Source organism: Flavobacterium sp. SM15, assembly GCF_022012335.1.
In the GTDB taxonomy this organism is placed as follows: Bacteria; Bacteroidota; Bacteroidia; order Flavobacteriales; family Flavobacteriaceae; genus Flavobacterium.
This window is the reverse complement of sequence record NZ_JAKLTO010000003.1, coordinates 181,239-208,021: the sequence shown is the minus strand read 5'-3', so window position 1 is coordinate 208,021 and position 26,783 is coordinate 181,239. Positions and strand designations below refer to the sequence as shown.

Here is a 26,783-nt window from a genome sequence, read left to right as displayed (position 1 = left end):
TTTGGTAATCCGGTAGTTATTATGAATTTTTAGCTTTTCTTTTTTTGTAGAAACTGAATCCAAAATAACCCAATAATGCAATCAGGAAATATTTGAAATAGGAAACCGGCGCTCCATCACCGCCAACAGTTGTAAACAATCGCTCCCATCGGATTTTATCGATCGCTTTACTCCAAGGAATGTTCTGGTCTAAACTCATCCAAATGAAGACTGGTTTTCCAACGATGTGATCTGCTGGTACGAAGCCCCAATATCTAGAATCTTCAGAGTTATGACGGTTGTCCCCCATCATCCAGTAATAGTTTTGCTTAAAGGTGTATGATTTTGCAATTTCACCGTTAATGCGGATTTCATCTCCGTTTACTTTCAAATCATTGTGCTCGTATTCAGTAATGATTCTTTTGTAAAATGGAAGTGTTTCTGCATTTAATTCCACTGTTTTCCCTTCTTCAGGAATATAAATCGGACCTAAGTTGTCTTGTGACCAAGCTTTTGTATGAGGGAAGATTCTGGAGTCTGCTTTAGTTTCGATATTTTTAATAACTGAGGTAACACCAGCTGTGTTTTTAAAAACCTGAGCGCTTTCATCGGTTAAAGAACTAAAAACAAGTGTGTCTTTAGCAATCTGGTAAGCCGGATCGGTTATATGTAAATCTTTTAATAAATATTCAAAGTTGATGGGAGTTTTTCCGTCAACTGCAATTTTATAGGAATACTGTAATCGTTGTCTGTCGTGTAATTTTAACGGCGTATTGTTGATCATCACCACGCCATCTTTAATGGAAAGATTGTCCCCTGGAATACCCACACAACGTTTTACGTAATTCGATTTTTTATCAATTGGCTTGTCTGCTTTTCTGCCGGATTTGTCAAAAAACTGATAAACAGTATCAACCGGCCAGTTGAAAACGACAATATCATTACGCTCAACTTTCTGAATTCCAGGAAAACGGAAGTACGGCAATTGAGGGAATTTTGAATATGATTTTGTTTTTAAAACCGGAATAGTATCATGAACCATTGGCGCTGCAACAGCGGTCATTGGGGTTCTTGCTCCGTAATGAAATTTGCTAACAAATAAGAAATCTCCAATCAATAATGACTTTTCTAACGAAGAAGTTGGAATCGTATACGGCTGCATTACATAAGTGTGCACCAATGTAGCCACAACAACAGCGAAAAGTAAAGAACTTACCGTGTTTTCCGTTTTAACCGCATTTTTGTTTGGAATATAGGTCACATCCTGCATATAATTGATGTAGTAAATGTAGAAACCTAACGTAAGAACCCCTAAAGCAGTATCAACTTGGGATTTTTTACCAAAAGCCCTCAAAGTTTCTACCCAGATAACCGGAAACATGATTAGATTCACAATAGGGATGAACAGCAAAACGGTCCACCAGGTTGGGCGGTCAATAATTTTCATCAAAACAATGGAATTGTAAACCGGAATGGCGGCTTCCCAAGATTTTCTTCCTGCTTTTTCATACAATTTCCAAGTTCCTAGATAGTGTACTACTTGTATAATCAGGAAAAAGATAAACCATTGTAAAAGTGTCATAATCGTTATGTTTTAGATCCTATTTGGATTAGTTTTTTATGTTAAATTTAATACGTCTTTCATACTAAAAACGCCTTTTTTGCCCTGAAGCCACTCCGCTGCGATTACAGCTCCCAAAGCAAAACCTTCACGACTGTGAGCAGTATGTTTGATTTCGATTTGATCTACCTCAGAATCATAAAAGATGCTGTGGGTTCCCGGTACGTTTTCAACTCGTTTGGCTTCAATGTGAATTTCATTGGCTTTTGGAGCCTCTAAAGTCCAATTGGTAAAATCAGAATTTTTTATAATCCCTTCAGCTAATGTAATGGCGGTACCACTTGGAGCATCCAGTTTTTGGGTGTGATGAATCTCTTCCATGCTAACCTTGTACTGATCTAAATTAGCCATCATTTTAGCCAAATAGTTGTTCAATTCAAAGAAGATGTTCACTCCAAGACTGAAATTCGATCCGTAAATAAAAGCTCCATTTTTAGTCTTGCAATGCGAAACCATTTCTTCATAATGTTCCAGCCAACCTGTTGTTCCGGACACTACCGGTATATTAGTATCAAAACATTTAGAAATGTTACTGACTGCTGCACTGGGAACGCTAAAATCTATGGCAACGTCTGCATTTTCCAATCCGATATAGTCTACATCGTGGTCCTTACGAAGTACAATTTCATGACCGCGTTCCAAAGCAATCCTTTCGATTACCTTTCCCATTTTCCCGTATCCTAAAAGTGCGATTTTCATAACCAGTTCGGATTAAAAATTATAGTTCAGCGTTAAGCTAAGATTTTGCTTGTAATTGATTTCATTTTGATAAAGATCCGGTCGGATACTCAGATTGTCATTTACGTTGAATTGCATCAAATGCGCATCAACATTGGCATCGACTACATTTAAAATATAGATGGCAGCCGTAATGAATGCTGATAAATCCCTGTTACGCTGGTAAAAACGCTGACCATTAATTAGCCCGTTGTTATCCAAGCGACTGAAATAAGGGTCTTGTGGATCGTTAGTGCCGTTTAACCTTTTTTTGTATTCATCACGAAAACGGTGGTATTTTTTGTTGTTATCCGCATAAAAATAAATACCGGCGCCTAAACCAACATAAACGATAGGTACTTTCCAGTATTTCTTATTGTAAATCTGACCTAAACCAGGAACAACTGCCGAATAAAATGCGGCTTTGGAAGGTGCTAGAACATCTGCCCTTTTTGCTTGTAGGGAGTCTTTGGCAATAAGCAGCGGTTCTTTGGTTTGTGAGAAACCCGACTGCGTAGTAAAAACAACCGCAAAAAAGAATATGATAAGTAACCGATTCACTATCCGTTGATTAGTTTGATAATTCTGTTGAAGTCTTCTTCTGAATGAAAAGGAATGGTGATTTTTCCTTTACCGTTTCCAGCCACTTTTACGTCTACTTTTGTGCCGAAGAATTCCGTAATGGCTTTTTTCTTCTCGTTGCTTACATCAAAAGAAGATCCTTTTGGTGCTTTGGCAGGTGCAGGTTTTAAACTGTCCTGGTAATTTTTTACCAAAGCTTCAGTTTCGCGAACGGAAAGATTCTGACTAACGATTTTCTGATAAATATCGGTTTGCACATCCAAATCTTCCACATTGATGATTGCGCGTCCGTGGCCCATTGTAATGAAGCCGTCACGAATACCGGTTTGAATGATCGGATCCAGTTTTAACAAACGCAAATAGTTGGCAATCGTCGAACGTTTTTTACCCACGCGGTCACTCATTTGCTCCTGAGTTAATTGGATTTCGTCAATAAGACGTTGGTACGATAAAGCGATTTCGATAGGATCTAAGTCATGACGTTGGATGTTTTCCACCAAAGCCATCACCAAGGAATCGTTGTCGTTTGCTAAACGGATATATGCCGGAACCGTCGTCAATCCTATTAATTTAGAAGCACGCAGACGACGTTCTCCGGAAATTAACTGGTATTTGTTGAAGTCGGTTTTTCTAACGGTAATAGGTTGAATCACTCCTAACTCACGAATGGAGGAAGCTAATTCCTGTAATGATTCTTCATTGAAATTCGTTCTGGGCTGAAACGGATTGATTTCAATTGCATCAATTTCCAGTTCAATAATATTTCCGACAACTTTGTCTGCGTTTTTATCCTCAACCGATTTGATGTCGTTTTCCGGATCTTTTAATAACGCCGATAATCCTCTTCCTAATGCCTGTTTTTTTATCGCTTTTGTCATAAAATAGTATTAATTGCTGTTCTTCTTGATAATCTCTTCTGCTAAGTTTAAATAATTGGAAGCTCCTTTGCTGGTTGCGTCGTAGTTGATGATACTTTCCCCGAAACTCGGTGCTTCACTTAGCTTGATGTTTCTTTGGATAATGGTTTCGAAAACCATGTTGTTGAAGTGCTTCTGAACTTCTTCCACCACTTGGTTCGACAATCGCAAACGGGAATCGTACATCGTTAACAATAAACCTTCAATGTCTAATTCCGGATTATGGATTTTTTGTACACTTTTGATGGTGTTCAGTAATTTTCCTAAACCTTCCAAAGCGAAATATTCGCACTGAATCGGGATTACAACCGAATCTGCAGCGGTTAAAGCATTCAAAGTCAATAGTCCTAAAGAAGGAGCACAGTCGATGATGATATAATCGTATTTGTCTTTTACGCTTGCCAATGCCTGTTTCAGCATGTACTCACGGTTTTCTTTGTCTACCAATTCGATTTCGATGGCCACCAAGTCGATATGCGCCGGAATTACAGAAACGTTCGGTGCGGTACAGTCAATGGTAGCTTCTTCGGGCGTATTGCTATGTTCCAGAATTTGGTACGTTCCAATTTCAACAGCTTCTACGTCGATTCCTAATCCCGATGAGGCATTGGCCTGTGGATCAGCATCAATCAATAAAACTTTTTTCTCTAAAACACCTAAAGCAGCCGCTAAATTAACTGAAGTTGTAGTTTTTCCAACGCCACCTTTCTGATTGGCAATAGCAATGATTTTACCCATTTTGTCTTTACAAATTTTGAAGCGTAAAAATACAATTTATTATGGTTTATGAAAATGTTATTTGTTAACAATCTCGCAAAGTTTGTGATTTTAAACTCACAGTCAGACTATTGCTGATTTCAAAAAAGAAAGAGCGAAAAAAATCGCCCTTTAGTTATAATTTTTATTGGAAATTGTAAGTTGTTATTTATTCCCTTTCGACTTAATCATCATCTCCAGCATGTCCCACAATTCCTTGGGAACCTGTTCCAATAAGTTGAATTGTCCGGCGCCTTGCAGCCATTCACCGCCGTCAATGGTAATCACTTCTCCGTTGATGTAAGCGGAAAAATCGGAAACCAGATAAGCTGCCAAATTGGCTAATTCCTGATGATCGCCCACACGTTTTAAAGGCACTTTTTTAGCCAGATCGAATTTTTCTTTTAAATCACCAGGCAGCAATCTGTCCCAAGCCCCTTTTGTTGGAAATGGTCCGGGAGCGATGGCATTCATACGAATTCCATATTTCGCCCATTCCACTGCCAAACTGCGCGTCATGGCTAAAACACCAGCTTTGGCAGTTGCAGATGGTACCACAAAAGCAGAGCCGGTCCAAGCGTAAGTGGTAACTATATTTAAAACGTTGCAGTTGGTTTGTTTTGCCTCGATCCAATGTTTTCCGAAAGCTAAAGTACAGTTTTTAGAACCTTTCAATACGATGTCAATAATCGTATCCCAAGCATTTGCCGATAAACGTTCGGTAGGAGAGATGAAGTTTCCTGCTGCGTTGTTAAGTAAAACATCAACTTTACCGAATACTTCTAAAGTCTTTGCAAGCATTGCTTCCACTTGGTCGTAATGACGGACATCACACTGAATTGCTAAACACTGTCCACCGGTTTCGGCTTCTAATTCTTTAGCCGTAGTTTGTAGTTTTTCCAAATCACGCGAAGTAATGGCAACTTTGGCACCTAATTCAAGAAAATATTTGGTCATGGCTTTTCCAAGACCGCTTCCGCCCCCGGTAACCACGATTACTTTGTCTGCCAAGGCATTATCGCGTAGCATTTTTGCTGAAAAGTTCATATAGTTGGTTTTTTAGAATCGTAAAGGTAAATAAAAATACTATGCTTGCATAATAGATTTTAATTTTTGAGCAGATAATCTTCCAACCGGTCCAAAGTTCCTTTAAAACCGAGTTCCATGTTTTCGTGGTTTTCGCTAAAGGTTTTTATTTCAGCATCGGAAGCGTTGTACGGTGAGATGATGAATGTTAGAATTGTTGTTCCGTTTACTTCTTCCAAGGTAATAATATTGAACATTTCCAAAGGCCAGGTTTCACTAAAAGGTGCGCGAATAACTCCCATGTTTTCGTCTGAAAAACAGTTAAGAAACTCTATTTTTTTATTGGACAGAACCTCTTTGAATACAAACCGGCCCCACATTTTGAGGTTGTCGGGCGATTCCAGACAGTAGTGACAGATGCCTTCCGGACGGAAATCAAAAGTTGTAACAGTGGTGGTAAAACCGTTCGGGCCCCACCATTGTTCAAATCGGTCGGCTTCGGATAATGCTTTATAAACTAAGTTTTTTGGGGCTTTGAAATCTCTGGATATGACAAGTTTATTGTCGATGTAAAGATTGTGCTGCGACATAGTTATAAAAATACGTTATGCTTTAAAGATAAGAAAAAAATATTACAAATTGTTAATTTTTTACAATTTGTTAAACTTGTAAGTTTTGTATTTCAAAAAAACAATAATTATTATAATGTTGTATTTTAAATTCTATTGAGTTTCTCAGCCGCCGCAATAAGCGTCTCGTTCGTTTTAGCAAAACAAAATCGGAGCATATGTCTGTCGGTGGCATCATTATAAAAAACTGAAATCGGAATTGCGGCCACTCCATGTTTTGTGATCAGTTCTTTTGCGAAATCCACATCGTTAGCAGAACTTATGTTTTTGTAATTCACTACCTGAAAATAGGTTCCTTCGCAGGGTAAAAGTTCAAAACGGCTGTCTTTGATTAAATTTTGAAATAGATCGCGTTTCTCTAAATACATTTTAGAAATGGCTCCGAAATCCACTACATCCAAATACGCGGAAATTGCGTGTTGTGAAAAACTGTTTACACTAAAGACCAAAAACTGATGTACTTTTTTTATTTCGTCCATGAGATTCTCAGGTGCAATCAGGTAGCCCACTTTCCATCCGGTCACATGAAGTGATTTTCCAAAAGAGGAAGCGATAATTGTTCGTTTCACCAGTTTTGTTCGTGTATGAAACGAAATATGAGGATGCAAAAATGAAATGAATTCATAAACTTCGTCTGCCAAAACTAAAACCTTTGGATGTTTTTCAAGAATGGTTTCTAAAGATTCGAAATCAGCAACATTCCATGTTTTCCCTGTTGGATTGTGCGGATTATTAATGATTATCATTTTAGTTTTAGACGTTAGAGCCTGTTCAATTCGATTGAAATTTGGCGAATAATCATCGTTTAAAGAAATACGCACCGGAGTTCCACCAGCCACCAAAACAGAAGGTTCATAACTGTCGTAACTTGGATCGAGAATAAGCACTTCATCGTCTTTACCTATAAAAGTGGCTATCGCAGTAAAAATTCCCTGTGTTGCACCGGCGGTTATGAGCATTTCGGTTGCGGGATTTACCTTTCGTAAGTAATTTTTAAAGGTTAGGGCTGCAATTTTTTCCAATAAAGAAGGCAATCCGGCCATGGGAGTATATTGATGAATGTTCTCACGTTGTAATTGTCTGGAAAGTTCCAATAAATGTTCATCCACCGGGAAATTTGGAAAACCCTGTGATAAATTAATTGCGCCGTGCTGGTTGGCCAATTGCGACATTACGGAAAAAATACTGGCTGTTACATTAGGTAATTTCGACATAAAGGAGTTTTAAAAAGTAAAAGTAAGTTATTTTTTGGAGCAAAACTTAAGGCATTTTTTTAGCGTTGGTTCCTGCTGTCCGCGCTACACGGTAGCTTGCTCCCATCAGGGCTGAAGGAATACTTTTGGAATTTTTTAATCTTTTGTTATTTAATGGGTTATGGTTTTAACTAATCGTGATATTTCGTAACTTTAGTAAGTCAATTTTTAAAATCTGAAGTCATGAAAATGTTAGTCAATGTTATTCTGCCTATTGAGCCGTTTAACTCTTTGGTGCGAAGTGGTAAAGCAAGTGAAATCTTAGGACGTATCATTGACGATATCAAGCCCGAGGTTATTTATTTTACCGAAATTGAAGGAAATCGTGGCGCTGTCATGATTGTAGATATAAAAGACGCTTCTTCTATTCCGGCGGTGGCCGAGCCTTGGTTTTTGAATTTTGAAGGCGCCTGCGAATTCAAACCTGTCATGACTCCCGATGATTTGATGCGTGCCGACATCGCTAAGCTAGCTGCAAAGTGGTACGTCGTACATATTTTATAAAAAAAACACCGAATTAATCGGTGTTTTTTAATTATTAATCTTCAAGTAAAACTTCTAAAATTGTAATAGCTGCTTCGCTGATTTTGGTTCCCGGTCCGAAAACCGCAACCGCTCCGGCATCAAACAAATATTGATAATCCTGCGCCGGAATTACTCCGCCCACAATTACCATGATGTCTTCACGACCGTATTTTTTCAGTTCTTCAATTACCTGCGGCACCAACGTTTTGTGCCCGGCTGCTAAGGAAGAAACTCCTAAAATATGAACGTCGTTCTCCACAGCTTGTTTCGCTGCTTCGGCAGGGGTTTGGAAAAGAGGTCCAATGTCTACATCGAAACCTACATCGGCATAACCTGTGGCTACTACTTTTGCCCCACGATCGTGTCCGTCCTGACCCATTTTGGCAATCATGATACGCGGGCGACGGCCTTCTTTCTTGGCGAAGGCGTCGGCTAATTGTTTTGCTTTTTCAAAACTTTCGTCGTTTTTGATCTCTTTGCTGTACACGCCGCTGAAGGATTTGATTTGTGCTTTATAACGTCCGAAAACAGTTTCCAACGCATCGCTGATTTCCCCTAATGTGGCTCTGTTACGTGCTGCATCTACTGCTAATTCTAATAAGTTCCCCGGTTCTCCGTTTGCACATGCGGTCAGTTTTGCTAAACATTCCTGTACTTTGGCATTGTCGCGGGTCGCTTTGATATGGTCTAAACGTTCGATTTGTTGTTTACGAACGGTTTGGTTGTCTACTTCTAAAATATGCAACGGATCTTCTTTCTCCAAGCGGTATTTGTTTACCCCTACGATAATATCCTGCCCGCTGTCGATACGCGCTTGTTTTCTCGCGGCCGCTTCTTCAATTCTAAGTTTCGGGATTCCGGCTTCGATGGCTTTGGTCATTCCACCTAGTTCTTCTACTTCTTGAATTAATGCCCAAGCTTTGTCTGCAATTTCTTTAGTTAAGCTTTCTACATAATAACTTCCAGCCCAAGGATCTACCGTTTTACAGATCTTGGTTTCTTCCTGTAAAAAGATTTGGGTATTTCTAGCGATACGGGCTGAGAAATCGGTTGGTAAAGCGATTGCTTCGTCTAAAGCATTCGTATGTAAGGACTGAGTTCCTCCAAAAGCTGCTGCTGCTGCTTCAATAGCGGTTCTGGCTACATTGTTAAAAGGATCTTGTTCTGTTAAACTCCAACCTGAAGTTTGACAATGTGTTCGTAATGCCAACGATTTATCATCTTTCGGATTGAATTGCTTCAGAAGTTTGGCCCACAACATTCGTCCGGCTCTCATTTTGGCAATCTCCATAAAGTGGTTCATACCAATCGCCCAGAAAAAGGATAAACGAGGAGCAAAAGTATCAATATCCATTCCTGCCGCCAAACCGGTTCGGATGTATTCCAAACCATCGGCTAAGGTGTAGGCTAACTCAATATCTGCGGTAGCTCCGGCCTCCTGCATGTGGTAACCCGAAATGGAAATCGAGTTGAACTTCGGCATGTTGTTACTGGTATATTCGAAAATATCCGCAATAATCTTCATCGATGGTGTAGGCGGGTAGATGTAAGTATTACGCACCATGAACTCTTTCAAGATATCATTCTGAATGGTTCCGGACAATAATTTTGCATCAACTCCCTGTTCTTCTGCAGCTACAATATAGAACGCCATAATCGGCAATACCGCACCGTTCATTGTCATCGAAACCGACATTTCCCCTAACGGAATCTGGTCGAAAAGAATCTTCATGTCTTCTACTGAATCGATGGCTACTCCTGCTTTTCCTACGTCGCCAACTACACGCTCGTGATCGGAATCATAACCGCGGTGGGTGGCCAAGTCGAAGGCTACGGATAATCCTTTTTGTCCGGCCGCTAAGTTTCTGCGGTAAAAGGCGTTACTTTCCTCTGCTGTTGAAAATCCTGCATATTGACGAATTGTCCAAGGTCTGCGCACATACATGGTCGCATAAGGACCACGTAAATTAGGCGCAAATCCTGCTCCGAATTCCAAGTGTTCCAGATTGGCTAAATCGGCTTCGGAATAGGTCGATTTTACTTCGATGCCTTCAGCAGTGGTAAAGTTGTTAGCATTTAGCGGTTGGCTTTCAGTTGGTTGCTGATTGCTGGTTGCTGATTGCTTTAAATTTATATGTTGAATGTCTTTTCTCACAATTAATAAGCTAATTTATTTTTTCAAAATAATTTTTCTAGTGTAAATTGATTTATCTGTAAAGATTTTTAAGAAATAAATTCCATTATCAATACCTGATAACTCTAATTCATCATTATTTTGAATTAAACCATGAATTTCTTTTCCTAATAAGTCGTAGATTTTGATTTTTTGAATCTCAATATTGTTGCTTGTCTTAATGTGAATTTTACTATTAGTTGGGTTTGGATATACTGTTATAATATTATTTGAAGTAGTAGTAAATTCTTGATTACTTAGTGGAATGTTGAAATTAGTAAAGTACAGTTCTGTTCCAGCATATTGTTTACTCCCTGAAATATATAACCCATTACTACCAGTCATTAAATTTAAAACTCCTTCAGAGTTGCCGAAATTTTCTGAGTTTACAATATTTGTTGTTAAATAAGAACTTGCATCTGTAGAATAATCATTTACAAACCATATCTTATTATCAAATATTTCTTTATGATATAACAAATTGTTTTGATAGCATGTGTTACAATCGATGAAGTATTGAGGTGATGAATTGGGTATCTCCTCAAGTTTTATTGTCCCATTTGTTGTCCCATCAGTCCTCCATAGTTCTTTACCAGAAACACCTTGACTACCTACAGTAAAATATACATTGTTACCACATGATGTTAAAGAATTAAAAGTTGATTGGTTTGTGAAATTTTCTTTTACAACCATCGTACCACTAAGAGTACCATCGGTTTTCATTAACGTACATCCGTTCGATGTATATATAGTGTAATATAGAAAATTATTGTGTACTATGTTTTTTTTGAATTGTATAGGCCCGGTAATATTTGCAGTAGTTAATAATGTTGTACCGGCCTGAGTGCCATCACTAGACCAAAGGGAATCATTTCCGTAAGAAGAATTGTTAATGTTGGTCTTAAAAAATATTCTATTGTTGTTAGCGTTAACTATTCTTCTTTCATTATCATAATTGCCGCTACTGGGAATTGAAATTACTTTTATAGTCCCACTTTCAGTTCCGTCAGTTCTCCAAATAGAACTGTCTGTCCCGTCTTTGGCTACAAAATAAAGGTAACCATTTAAAACAGCATAACATTTTTCATTTAAGTAATCAGGGTGGTTGTAATATATGTTAGAGTGGTACATTGAAGAACCAGAACCAATATTTATGTCTTTTAAAAGATATGTCCCTGTACTAGTGCCATCACTTCTCCATAATTCTTCTCCATGAATTCCGTCATCAGCTTTAAAATAAAAAATTCCATTGTATTCCATAAAAAGCATATATTCTGAAATACTACTTGCATTTCCAGGTCTAATATCTTTTACTATCGAAGTATTTACTTCGGTTCCATCTGTTTTCCATATTTCATGACCGCTAATGCTATTACCAGCTCTAAAAAAAACATAATTTCCTGCTTTTGTATAAGAAGCTGATCTATAGCCAGAACTTGTGAAAGAAGAACTTGCGTTGCCGGGATTTATGTCTTTAATAATATGAGTTCCCATTATAGTGCCGTCCGATATAAAAGGTTCATTACCATTGCCATTATTACCTGTAAAAATAATTTTGTCATTAAGTAATACAGAATCGTAAAAATTGGTCATTCCTGAGTAACGGTGAAATATGTCTTTGAAAACTTGTGTATTTGCTCCATTTGTTGTCCATAGTTCAACACCATTAGGGCTGTTATATCCACCCGCAAAAAAAACAGAATTATTAAATTCTACAAAACCGAATTGAGGATTTGAAAAATGCGACAAATTTGTGTTTTCCAATAGTATTGTTCCTGAATAAGTTCCATCACTTTTCCATAAAGTGTTGTAAGAAGAGGAGCCGTCAGTAGCACTAAAAATTAAAAAATTGCTTGTAGCAGTTAATTTTGTAATATTACTGTCTGAGGAACCTGTTCTAATATCTTTTACAAGTTGTGTGCCAACTGTTGTTCCATCTGTATACCATAATTCATAACCGTTTGTGCTGTTGTATCCAATAAAATAAATCTTATTATTGAATAATGTGTATTGTGCAAAATCTGAAATTCCATTACCAGTTGGGTTGATGTCTTTTAGAAGTACTGTCCCTGTAACTGTTCCATCACTTTTCCATAATTCTTTACCAATTGTAGGTGAGTCAACTTCAAAAATGAAATAATCTGTATTACTGATTCCTGATAAACCATAATTGGAGCTATTACTTCCAACTGCAATATCTTTAAATAATTGTGTTCCTGATTCTGTTCCATCACTTTTCCAAGGCTCAAAACCATTTGTGCTTGTATAGGCGAAAAAAAAGAGATTATCGTTAAAAACAATAAGATTACCTCCTGAAATACCGCTATTACTTCCTGGATTTATGTCTTTTAGGATTGTAGTTCCTGAAGTAGTACCATTGCTTTTCCAGATCTCTCTACCATTAGTGCCATTATTGGCAGTAAAATAGAATTCGCCATTAAAAATTGTAAAATTACTTGGGTTGCTACTATTGGTCCCTGCATAAATATCTTTCAGGACTGTAGTTCCATTAGTTGTTCCATCACTAATCCATAGTTCTTGGCCTATCACATCATCATTTGCACTAAAAATAATATTTCCATTATAATTAAATAGCTGATAAATAGTGTTTGAAGCCCAGTAATTACTATTAATATGTTTAACTAAATAAGTGCCGGTTTCTGTTCCATCACTTCTCCATAATTCAGTTCCGTATAAATCTCTATTGGTTGTGAAATATAAAATGTCTCCAATTGTTAAAAAAACAGAATTGCCTAAACCAGGACTACTACCGGAATTAATATCTTTAACCAAATAAGTAGAATTTAGAGTAACATCATGTACCCATAATTCTTCACCATGCAAACCGTCATCTGCAGAAAAATAAATTTTGGTTAACCCTTTGGTTAAATTCTTTGGATTACTACCATCAATATTGTTTAATTCAATTTCTGTCACATCAATATTTTGAGAAAATATATCAGTAATGAATAGACTTATAATTATTAAGAGTATGCTTTTTTTCATTATTTTATCTCAATTATTCGGACTTTAAACGTTCCTGTTCCATTTTCTCCGCCAATCGTTTTTCGATAATTGGTGTAATCAAGGTTTTACGCGGATTGGTTTTTACAAAAGGAAACAATTCCAAATCATGGCTCATGCGGTCTTCTTTGTTCGGGTATTTATTGGTTCCTAATAATATTTCCTTGCCGCTGTCGAACAATTCCTGTTCTTTATCAGCGCTTTCTTTTATTTTACGCTGGATGGTTCCTTCGATCAATTGAGTGATGAAGCCTCCATTTGCTTCAATGTCTTTGAATAAAACAAGTGCTTTTTCGGCTAATTGTTCGGTTAATGATTCGATATAATAAGCCCCGTCGGAAGGATTATTCACAATGTCAAAATAACTTTCGTGTTTCAATACCAACAACTGATTACGGGAAATTCGGTCTCCGAATTCGTTGTCTTTGTGGTAAATCGCGTCGTAAGCTAAGTTTGCTACGGCATCGGCTCCTCCTAAAATCGCACTCATACATTCCGTAGTGGTACGTAACATGTTTACGTTATAATCGTATAAGGTTTTGTTGCGTTTGGTTGGGGTTACCAAAAGATGGCAATCAAAAGTATGGTTGTACTCTTTTGCTAAAGTGTTCAGCAAAAGACGTAATGCGCGAAGTTTTGCAATTTCAAAAAAGTAATTTGTTCCAACGGCAACTTTAATGGTAACAGGATTGTTTATCGATGTAATTCTGTTGAAATATTCGTTGGTATGCGCTAAAGCATAAGCAAGTTGCTGAACAATATTTGCTCCGGCATTCTGATACAAAGCCGTATCAATGCTTAAGAAATTAATATTTTGACAAGCTTGGTTCAAATCGTTTAAAACCGTAAAATCGGAATCAACGTTTACAAACAGATTTCCGTCTTTTGCCAATTGACCGATCGGATCTACTTCAACATAAACAGGAGCGTTACGTTTTGCTACAATTCCGTCAATTTTTTTGATGAAATCGACGTTCAAAAATTCGAAATATAAATAAACCGGAACATCAATAGAAATACTGTTAAGGAGTTTTTCAATATCAACCTGATCGTTTTCTAACGTAAATCGAATGCTTTCGGCGCCTCGGTTTAAGGTTTCGTTGGCTCGTGAAATGGACTTTTCCAAATCGTGAACAAAAATGTTCTGTACAATTTTAAAAGCTGATGTTGGAGACTGAATGTTTAATGGTTGTTCAGCTTCATCGGAATGATAAAAAGGACGTACTTTAATTCCTTCAGGACTTTCCCAAATCAGGGTTTCGTTGTAATCGGCTCCTTTTAATTCGTATTGGATTTGTTGTTTCCATTGTTTGGAACCAATTCCTTCGAATTCTGAAAATAGCGTATCGCTCATGGTATGATAATAAGTTATTCGGCACCTTCGTTGGGTGCTTCACCTTCAAATTCTATGATGTAAATATCTTCGTTGTCGCGCTTCATATAGTATTTTTCACGCGCATATTTTTCTACCTGACCAGGATTTTTGAGTTTTTTGATGTTCTGGTTGTCTTTTTTGATTTCGTCCTGGTAGTATTTTTTGTTGTCTTCCAACTCTTCAATTTCCTTGTTTAAAACGCGGTGTTCCAGATAAGAATAATTGTCCAGAAAAAGCATCCATGCAGTAAAAAACAGCAGTACCAATACATAGCGGTTTCCGAAAATTTTCAGAAACGGATATTGAGCTACTAAAGTTTCAAATGCTTTTTTCATTTTGTTAAGCTTTTATCTGTTTTTTTGGAGGAATTCAAATATACAGAAAAATTAAGCAATTCGTTGATTGATTACCGCGCGCACCACATCAATAGCCACCGTGTTGTATTTGTCGTTAGGAATGATGATATCAGCAAATGCTTTTGTGGGTTCGATGAACTGCTCGTGCATCGGTTTTAATGTAGTCTGGTAACGATTTAGAACTTCTTCCATATCACGACCACGCTCGGCAATGTCTCTTTTTAAACGACGAATTAAACGCTCGTCGGAATCCGCATGAACGAAAATTTTAATATCGAACAATTCGCGTAATTCTGGATTAGTCAAGATTAAAATTCCTTCAACAATCATTACTTTTCTTGGCAAAGTGTGAATGGTGTCTCCGGTTCTGTTGTGCTGAACAAAGGAATAAAGCGGCTGATCAATAGCATTTCCGGCCTTTAATTCTTTTAAATGTTGGGAGAGAAGTTCAAAATCGATGGCTCTTGGATGATCGAAGTTGATTTTAGATCGTTCTTCCAAACTTAAATCATGAGTTTCTTTATAATAATGGTCCTGTGAAATAATGCCCACTTCTGTTTCAGGCAATTCATTCATGATTTGATGAACTACAGTTGTTTTTCCACTTCCGGTTCCTCCGGCGATTCCAATAATCAGCATATGAATGTTGTGTTTGTTTATCTTGGCAAAAATAGGAATTTATCGGTTCAAAAGAAGTGATCTAAAAGGAATAAAAAGCAAAAAATCCCTTCCGGATTGCAGAAAGGATTTTATTAAATGTTATTTTAAGTTATACCTTACAACAACCGTCCAGTTTTTCGTAGGCTTGCGGATTGGCTTTAAGATTGTCGGCATCGTAACCTAAATTGCTTATTGCGGTTTTGATGTTTTCCAAAGTTGTTTTTTTAGCGTTGTAAATAACTTCAATGGTCATTTTTTCAGTGTCAAGCGTTACCATTTGTACTCCTTTTTCACGCAGTAATTTTTGGTTGAACAATTGCCCGCAGGTTTCACATTCTTTGCAATGGTCGCAAGTAATGGTGGTTTTGATTACTGCTTTTTGCGTTTTTTTGGATTGCTGTGCGAAAGAGGTATTTATGCTTAGAAACATAAAAACGATAGCTATGATGTGTTTCATGGTTTTACTTTTTATAGTTTTCAAATATAGGATTTAAATTAAAAATGAGATTGATATAGTTTCTTAAGGATTTTTATTTGGAGCGAATGGTTCGGTCTTGATTGCTATACGTAGTTCCCGTGTTTCGTTTTACTTCGTGCCACTGCACCCGGGGCTAGGGGAGTGATCTTTTTTTGTGAAAGGTTGGTTTGCTGTTAAATAAATTCTTTTAAGATTGCTGCGCAATTTTTATTTATTGCTAAGCAGGATTACTTTGTGATCCTGAGTTGGGGTTTGATGCTAAACAAATCCTTTAAAGTTTCTGCGAAACTTTTGGTCTTTTTTGTTTCAAATGAATTTATAAGTAAACTTAAAATTCCTTTAAAACAAAAAATCCCTTCAGCAAAGCTGAAAGGATTTGTTTGTCGGGGTGGCAGGATTCGAACCTGCGACCTCCTGGTCCCAAACCAGGCGCGATGACCGGGCTACGCTACACCCCGTGTAAATGTGGGTGCAAATATAGAACTAAAATTTTATTTCCAAAATGTTTTTAAGAATAAATCTGAATTATTTTTCAATAGTTAAAACTGATATCTTTTTTGAGAAACTTTTTTAATTAAAACTTACATTTGTGTGCTTCAAAAAATAAATAACAAGATAAGAATTATGTCTGATACTATAGAAAAAGTAAAATGCCTTATTATAGGTTCAGGTCCAGCGGGTTATACAGCTGCGATCTATGCGGCAAGAGCAAATATGTACCCTGTTTTATACCAAGGAACACAACCGGGCGGTCAATTAACGACAACTAATGAAGTTGAAAATTTCCCTGGTTATCCGGACGGAATCACTGGACCGGAAATGATGATCCAGTTGCAAGAGCAGGCGAAACGTTTCGGAACCGATGTTCGTGACGGTTGGGCAACAAAAGTTGATTTTTCAGGCCCAATCCATAAAGTTTGGATTAACGATACCAAAGAAATTCACTGTGATACTGTAATTATTTCTACAGGAGCATCGGCTAAATACTTAGGATTGCCTTCTGAGCAACATTATCTGCAAATGGGTGGTGGTGTGTCTGCTTGTGCGGTTTGTGACGGGTTCTTCTACAGAAACCAAGAAGTTATCATTGTTGGGGCAGGAGACAGTGCATGTGAAGAGGCTCATTATTTGTCAAAACTTTGTAAAAAAGTAACCATGTTGGTGCGTAGTGAAGTATTTAGAGCTTCAAAAATTATGGAACAACGTGTTCGTAATACCGAAAATATTGAAATTATGTTGCACACTGAAACCGAAGAAGTTTTAGGAGACGGAAACGTAGTAACCGGAGTTCGTGTAAAAAATAACACTACAGGAGAAGTAAAAGAAATTCCGGCTACAGGTTTCTTTGTTGCGATTGGTCATAAACCAAACACGGATATTTTTAAAGATTATTTAAATTTAGACGAGACAGGTTATATTATTAACGAACCGGGAACTTCCAAAACAAACGTTCCGGGAGTTTTTGTTGGTGGAGATGCTGCAGATCATGTATATCGTCAAGCGGTAACAGCTGCGGGAACAGGATGTATGGCGGCTTTGGATGCTGAACGTTATTTAGCAGCTAAAGAACATCACGTAGAAGCAAGTACTCATTAAGAAATTAATAGAATAAAAAAACCAACCCTGCGGTTGGTTTTTTTATGCTTATTTTTTTGATTATTGCATTTTCTTGTAAAGCGTTGCATTGTCTGCAAAGTTAATCATATTGATTTTCGGCGCCCCAAGTAATTGAATTTCTGATTTTCCGGTGGCTGTAATGCTAATGGTTTTCGTCGCATTTACACTTACATTCGAATACGATTCGGCAATCAGTTCCATATCAGTAGCGATTAATTTTTTTCCGGTTAAGTTGGAATTATTATCCAAGCGAATTTTAGCCATAGCCGCATCACCTTCAACATTGGCAGTAGTTTTTTGGTACATATCCAATTTTAGGTTTTGTGTGGCTACCAGTGCTTTAATCTCTGCATTTTTGCTCAATTCTACCGTAACAGATTCTGATTTTGCATTGAGTTCCGCTTTACTTTTATCGTTCATAATTAAGGTAAAATGAGTTGCTTTTACATTAAGGTACGATTTGGAATAATCGTAATTTTTAACCGTGATGTTGTCGCCCTGCAAATCGGCCAGTGAGTTTAACTGTGCTTCACTTTTTACCGTAATCAGTTTCAGATTGTCAGTATAAGTAACGCGAACACTGAATTTTTTCGCTCCGGTCACTTCTTTGGTGGAACTCAGATGAAGAGAATTGCCCACCATTTCATGCTTCAGTACTTCATGCAGGTTGTCATCGGCTTCAATTTCGATGCTTTGCTTATCGCCTTTAATGATGAAAATTTCCAGGTTGTCGTCAATTTCCAGATTCTCAAACGGCTCCACTTCTTTCTGAGTTACCGTAACAATTTTCGAACCTTTTATTTTTTCCTTTTTCTGGGCAAAGGAAACCGATGTGATTACTAAAGCAAGCAGGATAAAGTACAGTTTTCTCATTGGGGTTATATTCTATAGTTTTCACAAATATAAAAAAAAACATCAGCGAATACTGATGTTTTTAAATTTTGATTATTCTTTACTGACGCTGCCTCCCGAACTCACTTTTTTGTTCACGGTTTTTGGCTCTTTTTCATAGGAAACCGAGCTTCCGCTTGAGGCTTCCGCCGTTAAAGTTTCCGTTGCGTTCAGGGCAATGCTGCTTCCGCTTGAAGAATCGGCCAAAGCATTTTTAACGTTCAATTCATAAGCATTGATAGAACTTCCGCTTGAGGATTCTGTTTCCAATCGGTCTGCTTTTCCTGAAATTATGATTTCACTTCCGCTGCTGCTGTCACAACTTACGGTTTCAGCATTTACTTTTACAATAATTTCACTGCCGCTGCTTGAGGAAAAATCCATAGAAGTGTTTTCTAAGATGTTTGCACTGGTTACCGATGCTCCACTTGAAGTTTCCAAATAATTCAGTCTTGGTAGGGTTACATATACTTTTTTTGATTTGGCATTTCGGATGTTCACATCAGAATAGATTTTTAACTCTCCTTCGGTTACTTCTGTTTTGATGTGCTCATGTAAATTGTCGTCGGCTTCAACTCTTACTCGAATGGCGTTACCTTGTTCTAAAACAATGTCTAAACCATTGCTGGCTGAAACGGAATTGAAAACAGTAGTAATGTTTCTGATGTGTGATTTTACCTCACCGCTTCCTTCTACTTTTTTTAGAGAACTGATGTTCATGTTGCATGAACTGAATAATAAAGCCACCGTGGCCGCGATTACTATTTTTGTCAGATGAATAACTAATTTTATCATGTGTTTGTTTTTTGAGTTTTATTTTGATTGAATGATGTCTCCGGTGGTTACTGTTCCTTTGCTGATGTCTTTTTTAGCAGAGCCCATAAAAACCGAATAGTTGGTAAAATACGATGGCAATCCTTCCGAGTGATGGTCGATGCTGTTGCGTATTTCAAAGTGCAAATGCGGGAAAAACGAACTTCCTGAAGTTCCGATTTGTCCTATTTTCTGCCCTTTTTTTATTTTATTTCCGACTTTAAGTGCCGAAGAACTTTTATTAAGTAAATGACCGTACATACTGTAAACACCTTCCTGATGTTTAATTACAACATAGTTGCCGTAAAGTGCCAACGGGTTGTTTTTTAAACTGGGAACATCGAAATTCTTGTCGTCTTTCTGGTTGGTTTCCACAGCAATAATTTCTCCATCGGCTACCGCAAGAACGTCTTTTGAAAAACCAAACCAGTTTGAATTTTCTTCCGATTTTCCTTCAAATTGTTTTCCTTCATTGTTCAGAACCACAAAATCGTAGGCGTATCTCATGAAATTCCCATCGAAACCTAATTCCTTTATCGGCTCAAATTCATAATTGAAACGACGGTGGTGTGAATAAAAATCATGTCCGTCGTATACCAGAATTTTGGATTTTAAAGGTAAGATAAAATCACTGGATTGGTGATACTTTTTTGGAAGAACAATTTGCTTTACTTCAATTTTATCGTTGAATGTAAATGTGAACTCAAGTTTTTCGGTTAACGGATAGACTTCTTCAAAAGGATTGAATATCAGTGTTTTGGAAACACCATTCCATTGATGAGTAGGAATGGTGTTAATGCTTGGTGCCGTACCGTTGTTGTCTAAGAACTTTTGTTGGATAAGTTGGTTGTTTTTGTCGAAAAACTTTACTTCCAAACGAGTAAGTTGTAACGTGTCTTTAGAAGTATTGCTGATGATGAAATCGAAATTAAGAACACTTTTGTTTTCCATTGTTTCGATTATCGGCTGCTCAGGTTTATGACTGATGAGGACTTCCTGAGCAGTAGACAACCAGGTTACACCTGCCAAATTAACTAACGCTAAATAATATTTGATTGATGATTTCATTAGTTAGTTATTTGGTAGTAATGATTACTTTATCCTGTTGGTAATCAATGTCTTTAATCTCTTTGTTGGTTACTTTTTTACTTTCCTTTATTTGCAAACCATCTTCATTGATTTTTATTGTAGTGGTTTTTGTGGCTGTACTGTCTGGCTCCTCTTGATTCCAGTCTTCATCGTCTTCAGGGCAGTTTAAACACTTTAACTCTTCTTTTTCAAGTTTGTAAAGGTTTTGGTTGCTGTCAGAATAGAAGTAATAGTTAGAGTAATCGTTGTCTAAATATTTTGAAGTGTTCTCATCCGGGTTGATGATCGTTCCTTCATTTAGGTACAAGAATACTTTTACTTTCTGGTTTCTGAATTTACTTTCGATATCCGTTAAAAGATAATTGTCTAAAATAATCGTGTTTGGATCAATGGTGTAGCTGAATTTTATTTTCTCAGCTCTTTTTCGTGCATCTGCCAAAGATTTTCCTTCTGCGGTTTTTTCAATTTGAAGGTAAGGCTGCTCCGTAGTTTTTAGAATGTGAAGTTCTACATTGTTGGAGTAAATTACTTCATTTTGTAAAGAATCCTGTGTGAAACGGAAATCGGTCTCGCTATCAGCCGTTTTAGAAAAATAATCGTTGAAACGGAATTTGATGTGTAAAGTGTCGTTTGGAGATAACATCAATTGCTCTTTTTTAACCACTTTACCATCGTAACCAACTTCAGTTGCCTGACGAATTCCGTAGTAAATCATCGCTGCAACGGCAATCAACCAAACGCCTAACAAAGTAAACTTAGCGTAGTTTCCGATTGATTTCAAATTGCTTACCAATAATTTCAATCCTAATAAGAATAAGAAAAAGAACGGGATACCAATTGCAAATAACGTCAGGATTCCTAACAACCACATTGGAATATCAGTATAGTTTCCGGCGTTGATGTAATTAAACCAAGGTGCATCAGTCATAGTTGAAGAAAAAATCAACATGATAGAAAAAATAATGATTCCGATTAGTGATGATGCTGAAATTACCACGATAAACGCTCCAATTACTTTAGCAATCACACGGAAAATGGTCATGAAAACTTCCTCAAGCGAGCTTCCGATTTTTTGGGCACCACTTTTAGCGTTATCCGCAATTTTCTGATGATCGATGTTGTTTATCGTATCGGAAATTTCAGCAAAGCCTTCCTTTACTTTTTTCTCGATATTTGAGATGGTAATCGGTTGGCCGGTCATTTCCAGTTTTTCTGCTGTGGTTTTAGCTTCGGGAACCAATACCCAGAAGATAATGTACACTAAAATACCGGTTCCAAATCCTGCAATAACCAATAAAATCAAGAATAAACGGATCCAAAGCGGGTCAAAACCTAAATAATGACCGAAACCTGCTGCCACACCGCCTAACATTCCTTTTTCTTTGTCACGGTATAATTTTTTAGACCCTGACGGATTGTAAGTTGTGTAGGTGTTTTGTGTGGTTTCCTCTTCGATTCTGTAATCTTCCGGTTGTCCCATTACTGCAATAACCTGGTCAATTTCGGTAAGTCCTACAACTTGTTTGTCGTTGTTAAGTTTTTCAGATAATAATTCTGCAACTCGGCTCTCGATGTCGCTTATGATTTCGTCTCTACCATCAGGGGCAAGAGATTTCTTTATCGCATCAAAATAACGACTCAGTTTTTGAAAGGCGTCTTCGTCGATGTTAAATGGAAGACCTCCTAAATTTATGCTTACTGTTTTGTTCATGACTATTGGTTTTGGCTGGTTATTGTGTTAACGGCTCCGGCTAATTCGTTCCAGGTTCCGTCTAATTCTTTTAAAAATTCGTGTCCTTCATCGGTTAAACCGTAATATTTTCTGGGTGGTCCCGATGTGGATTCTTCCCAACGATAGTTGAGTAATCCGTCGTTTTTTAAGCGTGTTAGTAGGGGGTAAACGGTTCCCTCAACCACTAATAACTTAGCGTTTTTCAAGGTGTCTAGGATTTCTGAAGTGTAGGCATCTTTTTCTTTTAATACCGAAAGGATACAGAACTCTAAAACTCCTTTACGCATCTGAGCTTTGGTGTTCTCAATGTTCATAGAATTTCTTTTTTAAGGTTTAAACTGTTCATTTTTTGATTGATGATTGATTGGTGATGATTGATGATTTTATTTTAAAAATGAAATACTCAATGGATATTTAAAGGTTTCTCCGCTGCTGCTTTTAACCGCGGCATAGATTACCATAAAAAACTCTACTACTTTTAAGGAACAGAAGATAAAGGCAGCCATTAAAGCTACAGCAACAATTCCTGTGATGTTTCCTGTTGAAAGTTGATCCAGTTCGAAGTTTCCGTTTTGCATTTCGTAAAAACTTACATTTTTAAAGATCGTGTAAAGCAAAATAGGAACTGCGATTACCAAAAGAATGAATGAATACAACAACATACTAAGCTGAAAGTTCATGGCTTGTTTTCCGTTGTAATCCACAAATTCGGATTTGTCTCTTTTGAAGGCCCAAATGATTAGCGGAAAGAAATAATTTCCAAACGGAATAAAATACTGGCTTAAAGTGCTTAAGTGAATCAGTGTTGCTGTGTTTCTTTCGCTTGAAGTAGCCATTGTGTTTTTAAAGGTTAAAGCTGTCATGGTTTTGTTTTTTGGTTGATGATTGAAATGACGATATTATTATAATACTATTGATAAGCTATTAATTTCTTATACAAAGATAAGTCTAAAAGAAGATACCTTGTAATACATAATACTAGAAATTAACTTTTTTTTAACATTTCTGTTTTAGTTCTTTATAAGATGTTTAGAAATATTACTTCCTTGTTTTGGTTTCAACTGCCATTTGATTTAATTCTGAAAGTTGGCTTTCGATGATTTGGCTGTCCTCCAGTATTCTTTCTTCTGTTGTTTTTTCAAAGTTTGATGGAATTCCGTCAATTTTAACTTCGATTTGATTTTTATCGGCATTTAGTTCAGCTAATAAAGAACTTTCTGTAATTAGATTGTTTTCAGCAATGATTTCCTCTATGGTTTTTTCATAAGCAGGAGCAGCGATTGCTTCCGGATCAAAACTTACAACATTTTGCTCTGCATTGCTGTTTCTTTTAATTGAAACCTCTTCTGAAGCATTTCTGCTTTTGCTTTGCGTTGAACTTACTTTTTGAGCCAAACTTTCACCTTTAATAAAAGATTCTTGACTTAATGCCGGAATAACATTTGAAAATGTTAGTAAAGCGATACCTAAATAAATGATTGATGTTTTCATGATGTTTTTTATTTTTATAATACTATTGATTAGCCATTAATTTCTTATACAAAGATAAGGCTAAAAGAAGATACCTTGCAATACAAAGTACTGTAAATTAACATTTATTTAACAAATTGATTTTTATATGAACGCATAGTATTTTTTTGTATCTTAGCGAAAAATAAAGGTTTATGGAGTTTACACCGTCAAAATTGAATACTTTTTTGTTTTTTAAATTACCGTCCGCTTTTTGGAGTGGAGTGCGTGTAAAACAGATTTCCACCGAGCAATGTACGGTTAGTGTAAAGCATCGTTGGATTAATCAAAATCCTTTTAACTCCATGTATTTTGCGGTTCAGGCGATGGCGGCAGAGCTTACTACCGGAGCTTTGGTGATGTATCAGATAAAGAAGAGCGGTAAAAATATTTCCATGTTAGTGGCTAATAATAAAGGTAATTTCAGCAAAAAGGCTAAAGGACGAATTACTTTTATGTGTAAAGACGGTCATTTAATTGAAGAAGCCATTGAGCGCACCATTGCTACCGGAGAAGGGCAAACCTTCTGGATGAAATCTATCGGAACCGATGAAAAAGGCGATCAGGTTTCTGAAATGGATTTTGAATGGAGCATTAAAATAAAGTAATTTCCCTCGAAAAGTTAAACCTACCTTAATTAACATTTATTTTTATGCATTGGCTTTTAAATTTGTAATAAAAAGCTGAGTATGAAAGTTTTGGTAACAGGAGCCACTGGTTTGATAGGGAAAGAGCTGGTTTCGCTGCTTTTGCAAAACGGAATATCCATCCACTATCTAACTACTTCTTCCAAAAAAATAGAAAGTGAGCCTAATTACCACGGTTTTCTCTGGAACCCCGAAAAAGGAACCATTGATGAAAATTGTCTTTTGGGTGTAGATGCTATTGTTCATTTGGCAGGAGCCAGTATTGCTAAACGCTGGACAAATTCTTATAAACAGGAAATCATTGAGAGTCGTATTTTAACTACAAACCTTTTGTTTAATGCTCTAAAAAACAATCCTAATCAGGTTAAGCAAATTATTTCAGCTTCTGCAATAGGAATTTATCCGAGCAGTTTCGAGAAATTATACACTGAAGAAAATAAGGAGATAAGTCCAACTTTTTTGGGAACCGTGACCGAAAAATGGGAAGCTTCGTTGGAAAAATTCCGTCGCCTTAATATTTCAGTTTGTAAATTAAGGATAGGATTGGTTCTTGCTAAACAAGGAGGAGCATTTCCCGAGTTGGTAAAACCTGTTAAATCAGGAATAGGAGCAGCCTTTGGAAACGGCAAGCAAATGCAGTCCTGGATTCATATTCATGACTTGGCCAATATGTTTTTGTATGCCATTCAGAATAATTGGAATGGTGTGTTTAATGCTGTGGCCCCGCATCCGGTTACAAATTCGGAACTTATAAAATCCATAGCAGGAATTTTGGACAAAGACCTTGTTATACCCAATGTGCCTCAATTTTTAATGAAACTGTTGTTGGGAGATATGCACATCCTATTGTTTGAAAGCCAGAACGTAAGTGCTCAAAAAGCGTTAGATAACGGATTTCAATACAAGTACAAAATCTTAGATAAAGCACTGGATAATCTTCTGGTATAAAAAAAGCACCGAACCAGCGGTGCTTTTTAAAATTATAACGTAAGGTGAATTAATAATTATTTTGTGGCTTTAACGTTTACTTTTACTTGGATTTCGTCGTTTATAAATTTGTCTTTCAGGTTGTCAAAAATTGATTTGGAACCATAATTAACTCCCCAATAGGTTCTGTTTAATACCAAAGTGTCACTTTCAATACTAACGGTCTTGTCTGAAACAGAGATGATAGCTGGAAAATTAACCGCTTTGGTTATGTTTTTCAGAGAAAGGTTTCCATAAACAATGGTTTTTCCTTTCTCGTCTTCTACTTTATTAATAACAAATAGCCCAGTGGGATATTTTTGAATGTTAAAAAAATGATCTTGTCCCGCTTTGTCACCGGTTCCTTTTAAATGTGCTTCCAAATCTTCTTTTCCGTCGTCTGCTTTTAAATCAGTAACGGTTATGGTACTCATGTTGATGGTAAATTTTCCGCCCACCACTTTATTGTCTTTAACCGTGATTACGCCATCCTGAAGATTTATCGTACCTCTGTGCTTTCCACCTGGTTTTGATCCCCCCCAATTAATAACCGAAGCTTTAATGTCGGCGTTGTACTCATTCCCTTGGACAGCAGTTATTTTCTCAGCATCATTTGTTTGGGTTTCTGCCGCGTCTTTTTTGCAGGAAACAGTTAAAATCGATGCTATAATTGCTAAACTTAAGATGATTTTTTTCATAATTGATGATTTTACGCGTTACACAAATCTATTAATTCGTAAACAAAAACTTCTTAAAATTATATTAAAGTTGGTATGGATATTTTGACTTTTAATTTTTATGAAAAAAAACAAATGACAAATTGGCATTTTTTGATGCTTTGGCAATACTTTTGCAATCTTATTTGAAGTGAATTGCATAAATGTTTAAAAAAATATTCAAAAATATGACCAAGGAAAGTACTGAAAACATCGAGAAAGAGCCGTTGCATAATGAAAATGTTTCAGAAAATCAGGAAATTACCAATCCTGAATTAACCGTTGAAGAACAATTGCAGGAAGATTTAGCAAAAGAGAAAGACAAGTTTTTGCGTTTGTTTGCGGAGTTTGAGAATTATAAGAAAAGAACTTCCAAAGAGCGTGTAGAGCTTTTTAAAACAGCTGGTCGGGAAGTTTTACAGTCGATGTTGCCGGTAATGGATGATTTTGACAGAGCGCTTACTCAAATTTCCAAATCGGAAGATGAAGCTTTGGTAAAGGGAGTAGAATTAATTTACGATAAATTGAAATCGACTTTAGTTTCAAAAGGTTTAGAAGAAGTGGAGCTAAAAGCAGGTGATGATTTCAATGCCGATTTTGCCGAGGCAATTACTCAAATTCCAGCCGGAGACGATATGAAAGGAAAAGTGGTTGATGTTGTGGAAAAAGGCTATAAATTAGGCGACAAAATTATTCGTTTCCCTAAAGTAGTTATCGGAGCATAACTCTGAA

27 protein-coding genes and 1 tRNA gene are annotated in these 26,783 nt (G+C 36.8%); 5 read left to right on the top strand and 23 right to left on the bottom strand.

All coding sequences use genetic code 11. The features are described from left to right. Positions 1–19: 19 nt before the first annotated feature. From lepB to LZZ90_RS06540, 8 genes are all read right to left on the bottom strand, one after another. Positions 20–1,561, bottom strand: a complete 1,542-nt coding sequence (lepB, locus tag LZZ90_RS06575) for a signal peptidase I (RefSeq protein WP_237789894.1) — start codon at positions 1,559–1,561, stop codon at positions 20–22. Positions 1,562–1,597: 36 nt separating this feature from the next. After that, the gene (gene dapB / locus LZZ90_RS06570; protein ID WP_237789893.1) at positions 1,598–2,299 is read right to left on the bottom strand and encodes a 4-hydroxy-tetrahydrodipicolinate reductase; all 702 of its coding nucleotides are present in this window, start codon (positions 2,297–2,299) and stop codon (positions 1,598–1,600) included. 12 nt (positions 2,300–2,311) lie between these two features. Next, positions 2,312–2,881: a DUF5683 domain-containing protein gene (locus LZZ90_RS06565; protein ID WP_370640651.1), complete on the bottom strand. Its 570-nt coding sequence runs from the start codon at positions 2,879–2,881 to the stop codon at positions 2,312–2,314. After that, positions 2,878–3,777: a ParB/RepB/Spo0J family partition protein gene (locus tag LZZ90_RS06560; protein ID WP_237789891.1), complete on the bottom strand. Its 900-nt coding sequence runs from the start codon at positions 3,775–3,777 to the stop codon at positions 2,878–2,880. Before LZZ90_RS06560 ends, LZZ90_RS06565 begins: the two co-directional genes overlap by 4 nt. A gap of 9 nt (positions 3,778–3,786) precedes the next feature. Continuing rightward, the gene (locus LZZ90_RS06555) at positions 3,787–4,554 is read right to left on the bottom strand and encodes a ParA family protein (protein ID WP_237789890.1); all 768 of its coding nucleotides are present in this window, start codon (positions 4,552–4,554) and stop codon (positions 3,787–3,789) included. A 183-nt stretch (positions 4,555–4,737) separates the two neighbouring features. After that, entirely contained in the window at positions 4,738–5,619 is an 882-nt protein-coding gene (locus LZZ90_RS06550; RefSeq protein ID WP_237789889.1) for an SDR family oxidoreductase, read from the bottom strand. A 59-nt stretch (positions 5,620–5,678) separates the two neighbouring features. Then, entirely contained in the window at positions 5,679–6,188 is a 510-nt protein-coding gene (locus LZZ90_RS06545; protein ID WP_237789888.1) for an SRPBCC domain-containing protein, read from the bottom strand. Positions 6,189–6,313: 125 nt separating this feature from the next. Then, positions 6,314–7,441: a methionine aminotransferase gene (locus LZZ90_RS06540; RefSeq protein ID WP_237789887.1), complete on the bottom strand. Its 1,128-nt coding sequence runs from the start codon at positions 7,439–7,441 to the stop codon at positions 6,314–6,316. 222 nt (positions 7,442–7,663) lie between these two features. On the opposite strand from LZZ90_RS06540, the gene LZZ90_RS06535 reads away from it, so the two are divergent. Further along, positions 7,664–7,984: a panthothenate synthetase gene (locus tag LZZ90_RS06535; protein WP_237789886.1), complete on the top strand. Its 321-nt coding sequence runs from the start codon at positions 7,664–7,666 to the stop codon at positions 7,982–7,984. Between the two features lie 34 nt (positions 7,985–8,018). On the opposite strand, the gene scpA is transcribed toward LZZ90_RS06535, so the two are convergent. The 7 genes from scpA to LZZ90_RS06500 form a co-directional block, all read right to left on the bottom strand. Further along, positions 8,019–10,163 carry a methylmalonyl-CoA mutase gene (scpA, locus tag LZZ90_RS06530; protein ID WP_370640650.1) on the bottom strand — a complete coding sequence of 715 codons (2,145 nt, stop codon included), beginning with the start codon at positions 10,161–10,163 and terminating at the stop codon, positions 8,019–8,021. A gap of 12 nt (positions 10,164–10,175) precedes the next feature. Beyond that, a complete protein-coding gene (locus LZZ90_RS06525; RefSeq protein ID WP_237789885.1) occupies positions 10,176–13,184 on the bottom strand; it encodes an ELWxxDGT repeat protein in 3,009 nt (1,002 codons plus the stop codon). 13 nt (positions 13,185–13,197) lie between these two features. Then, positions 13,198–14,556 (bottom strand): methylmalonyl-CoA mutase subunit beta, encoded by a 1,359-nt coding sequence (locus LZZ90_RS06520; protein WP_237789884.1) that lies wholly within the window; start codon positions 14,554–14,556, stop codon positions 13,198–13,200. Between the two features lie 14 nt (positions 14,557–14,570). Next, positions 14,571–14,912 carry a septum formation initiator family protein gene (locus tag LZZ90_RS06515; protein WP_237789883.1) on the bottom strand — a complete coding sequence of 114 codons (342 nt, stop codon included), beginning with the start codon at positions 14,910–14,912 and terminating at the stop codon, positions 14,571–14,573. Positions 14,913–14,963: 51 nt separating this feature from the next. Then, positions 14,964–15,572: a uridine kinase gene (gene udk, locus LZZ90_RS06510; RefSeq protein WP_237789882.1), complete on the bottom strand. Its 609-nt coding sequence runs from the start codon at positions 15,570–15,572 to the stop codon at positions 14,964–14,966. Between the two features lie 130 nt (positions 15,573–15,702). Further along, complete coding sequence (locus LZZ90_RS06505) at positions 15,703–16,050, bottom strand: heavy-metal-associated domain-containing protein (protein WP_237789881.1); 348 nt, start codon at positions 16,048–16,050, stop codon at positions 15,703–15,705. Positions 16,051–16,454: 404 nt separating this feature from the next. Next, positions 16,455–16,529: transfer RNA gene (locus tag LZZ90_RS06500), tRNA-Pro, on the bottom strand. 166 nt (positions 16,530–16,695) lie between these two features. Here LZZ90_RS06500 and trxB point away from each other — a divergent pair. Then, positions 16,696–17,667, top strand: a complete 972-nt coding sequence (gene trxB, locus LZZ90_RS06495) for a thioredoxin-disulfide reductase (RefSeq protein WP_237789880.1) — start codon at positions 16,696–16,698, stop codon at positions 17,665–17,667. Between the two features lie 60 nt (positions 17,668–17,727). Here trxB and LZZ90_RS06490 read toward each other — a convergent pair whose 3' ends face one another. The 7 genes from LZZ90_RS06490 to LZZ90_RS06460 all read right to left on the bottom strand — a co-directional run bounded on the left by LZZ90_RS06490 (position 17,728) and on the right by LZZ90_RS06460 (position 23,704). Further along, positions 17,728–18,561 (bottom strand): GIN domain-containing protein, encoded by an 834-nt coding sequence (locus LZZ90_RS06490; RefSeq protein WP_237789879.1) that lies wholly within the window; start codon positions 18,559–18,561, stop codon positions 17,728–17,730. 72 nt (positions 18,562–18,633) lie between these two features. Next, entirely contained in the window at positions 18,634–19,374 is a 741-nt protein-coding gene (locus tag LZZ90_RS06485) for a head GIN domain-containing protein (protein WP_237789878.1), read from the bottom strand. 18 nt (positions 19,375–19,392) lie between these two features. Then, the gene (locus tag LZZ90_RS06480; protein ID WP_237789877.1) at positions 19,393–20,460 is read right to left on the bottom strand and encodes a M23 family metallopeptidase; all 1,068 of its coding nucleotides are present in this window, start codon (positions 20,458–20,460) and stop codon (positions 19,393–19,395) included. A 7-nt stretch (positions 20,461–20,467) separates the two neighbouring features. Then, positions 20,468–22,192 (bottom strand): PspC domain-containing protein, encoded by a 1,725-nt coding sequence (locus LZZ90_RS06475; RefSeq protein WP_237789876.1) that lies wholly within the window; start codon positions 22,190–22,192, stop codon positions 20,468–20,470. Between the two features lie 2 nt (positions 22,193–22,194). Further along, positions 22,195–22,527, bottom strand: a complete 333-nt coding sequence (locus LZZ90_RS06470; protein ID WP_237789875.1) for a PadR family transcriptional regulator — start codon at positions 22,525–22,527, stop codon at positions 22,195–22,197. Between the two features lie 69 nt (positions 22,528–22,596). Further along, positions 22,597–23,076: a DUF4870 domain-containing protein gene (locus LZZ90_RS06465; RefSeq protein ID WP_237789874.1), complete on the bottom strand. Its 480-nt coding sequence runs from the start codon at positions 23,074–23,076 to the stop codon at positions 22,597–22,599. Between the two features lie 175 nt (positions 23,077–23,251). Beyond that, complete coding sequence (locus LZZ90_RS06460; protein ID WP_237789873.1) at positions 23,252–23,704, bottom strand: hypothetical protein; 453 nt, start codon at positions 23,702–23,704, stop codon at positions 23,252–23,254. 173 nt (positions 23,705–23,877) lie between these two features. On the opposite strand from LZZ90_RS06460, the gene LZZ90_RS06455 reads away from it, so the two are divergent. Together LZZ90_RS06455 and LZZ90_RS06450 are read left to right on the top strand one after the other, a co-directional pair. Then, the gene (locus LZZ90_RS06455) at positions 23,878–24,330 is read left to right on the top strand and encodes a DUF4442 domain-containing protein (RefSeq protein ID WP_237789872.1); all 453 of its coding nucleotides are present in this window, start codon (positions 23,878–23,880) and stop codon (positions 24,328–24,330) included. Positions 24,331–24,411: 81 nt separating this feature from the next. Next, complete coding sequence (locus tag LZZ90_RS06450) at positions 24,412–25,317, top strand: TIGR01777 family oxidoreductase (protein ID WP_237789871.1); 906 nt, start codon at positions 24,412–24,414, stop codon at positions 25,315–25,317. 56 nt (positions 25,318–25,373) lie between these two features. Here LZZ90_RS06450 and LZZ90_RS06445 read toward each other — a convergent pair whose 3' ends face one another. Continuing rightward, complete coding sequence (locus tag LZZ90_RS06445; RefSeq protein ID WP_237789870.1) at positions 25,374–26,033, bottom strand: YceI family protein; 660 nt, start codon at positions 26,031–26,033, stop codon at positions 25,374–25,376. 206 nt (positions 26,034–26,239) lie between these two features. Here LZZ90_RS06445 and LZZ90_RS06440 point away from each other — a divergent pair, with 206 nt between their 5' ends. After that, the gene (locus LZZ90_RS06440) at positions 26,240–26,776 is read left to right on the top strand and encodes a nucleotide exchange factor GrpE (protein WP_370640632.1); all 537 of its coding nucleotides are present in this window, start codon (positions 26,240–26,242) and stop codon (positions 26,774–26,776) included. Positions 26,777–26,783 lie beyond the last annotated feature (7 nt).

Excerpts from the sequence above, each read along its gene's own strand:
- lepB (WP_237789894.1), bottom strand. The coding sequence starts at position 1,561 with ATGACACTTTTACAATGGTTTATCTTTTTCCTGATTATACAAGTAGTA.
- dapB (WP_237789893.1), bottom strand. The coding sequence starts at position 2,299 with ATGAAAATCGCACTTTTAGGATACGGGAAAATGGGAAAGGTAATCGAA.
- LZZ90_RS06560 (WP_237789891.1), bottom strand. The coding sequence starts at position 3,777 with ATGACAAAAGCGATAAAAAAACAGGCATTAGGAAGAGGATTATCGGCG.
- LZZ90_RS06555 (WP_237789890.1), bottom strand. The coding sequence starts at position 4,554 with ATGGGTAAAATCATTGCTATTGCCAATCAGAAAGGTGGCGTTGGAAAA.
- LZZ90_RS06550 (WP_237789889.1), bottom strand. The coding sequence starts at position 5,619 with ATGAACTTTTCAGCAAAAATGCTACGCGATAATGCCTTGGCAGACAAA.
- LZZ90_RS06545 (WP_237789888.1), bottom strand. The coding sequence starts at position 6,188 with ATGTCGCAGCACAATCTTTACATCGACAATAAACTTGTCATATCCAGA.
- LZZ90_RS06540 (WP_237789887.1), bottom strand. The coding sequence starts at position 7,441 with ATGTCGAAATTACCTAATGTAACAGCCAGTATTTTTTCCGTAATGTCG.
- LZZ90_RS06535 (WP_237789886.1), top strand. The coding sequence starts at position 7,664 with ATGAAAATGTTAGTCAATGTTATTCTGCCTATTGAGCCGTTTAACTCT.
- LZZ90_RS06525 (WP_237789885.1), bottom strand. The coding sequence starts at position 13,184 with ATGAAAAAAAGCATACTCTTAATAATTATAAGTCTATTCATTACTGAT.
- LZZ90_RS06520 (WP_237789884.1), bottom strand. The coding sequence starts at position 14,556 with ATGAGCGATACGCTATTTTCAGAATTCGAAGGAATTGGTTCCAAACAA.
- LZZ90_RS06515 (WP_237789883.1), bottom strand. The coding sequence starts at position 14,912 with ATGAAAAAAGCATTTGAAACTTTAGTAGCTCAATATCCGTTTCTGAAA.
- udk (WP_237789882.1), bottom strand. The coding sequence starts at position 15,572 with ATGCTGATTATTGGAATCGCCGGAGGAACCGGAAGTGGAAAAACAACT.
- LZZ90_RS06505 (WP_237789881.1), bottom strand. The coding sequence starts at position 16,050 with ATGAAACACATCATAGCTATCGTTTTTATGTTTCTAAGCATAAATACC.
- trxB (WP_237789880.1), top strand. The coding sequence starts at position 16,696 with ATGTCTGATACTATAGAAAAAGTAAAATGCCTTATTATAGGTTCAGGT.
- LZZ90_RS06490 (WP_237789879.1), bottom strand. The coding sequence starts at position 18,561 with ATGAGAAAACTGTACTTTATCCTGCTTGCTTTAGTAATCACATCGGTT.
- LZZ90_RS06485 (WP_237789878.1), bottom strand. The coding sequence starts at position 19,374 with ATGATAAAATTAGTTATTCATCTGACAAAAATAGTAATCGCGGCCACG.
- LZZ90_RS06480 (WP_237789877.1), bottom strand. The coding sequence starts at position 20,460 with ATGAAATCATCAATCAAATATTATTTAGCGTTAGTTAATTTGGCAGGT.
- LZZ90_RS06475 (WP_237789876.1), bottom strand. The coding sequence starts at position 22,192 with ATGAACAAAACAGTAAGCATAAATTTAGGAGGTCTTCCATTTAACATC.
- LZZ90_RS06470 (WP_237789875.1), bottom strand. The coding sequence starts at position 22,527 with ATGAACATTGAGAACACCAAAGCTCAGATGCGTAAAGGAGTTTTAGAG.
- LZZ90_RS06465 (WP_237789874.1), bottom strand. The coding sequence starts at position 23,076 with ATGACAGCTTTAACCTTTAAAAACACAATGGCTACTTCAAGCGAAAGA.
- LZZ90_RS06460 (WP_237789873.1), bottom strand. The coding sequence starts at position 23,704 with ATGAAAACATCAATCATTTATTTAGGTATCGCTTTACTAACATTTTCA.
- LZZ90_RS06455 (WP_237789872.1), top strand. The coding sequence starts at position 23,878 with ATGGAGTTTACACCGTCAAAATTGAATACTTTTTTGTTTTTTAAATTA.
- LZZ90_RS06450 (WP_237789871.1), top strand. The coding sequence starts at position 24,412 with ATGAAAGTTTTGGTAACAGGAGCCACTGGTTTGATAGGGAAAGAGCTG.
- LZZ90_RS06445 (WP_237789870.1), bottom strand. The coding sequence starts at position 26,033 with ATGAAAAAAATCATCTTAAGTTTAGCAATTATAGCATCGATTTTAACT.
- LZZ90_RS06440 (WP_370640632.1), top strand. The coding sequence starts at position 26,240 with ATGACCAAGGAAAGTACTGAAAACATCGAGAAAGAGCCGTTGCATAAT.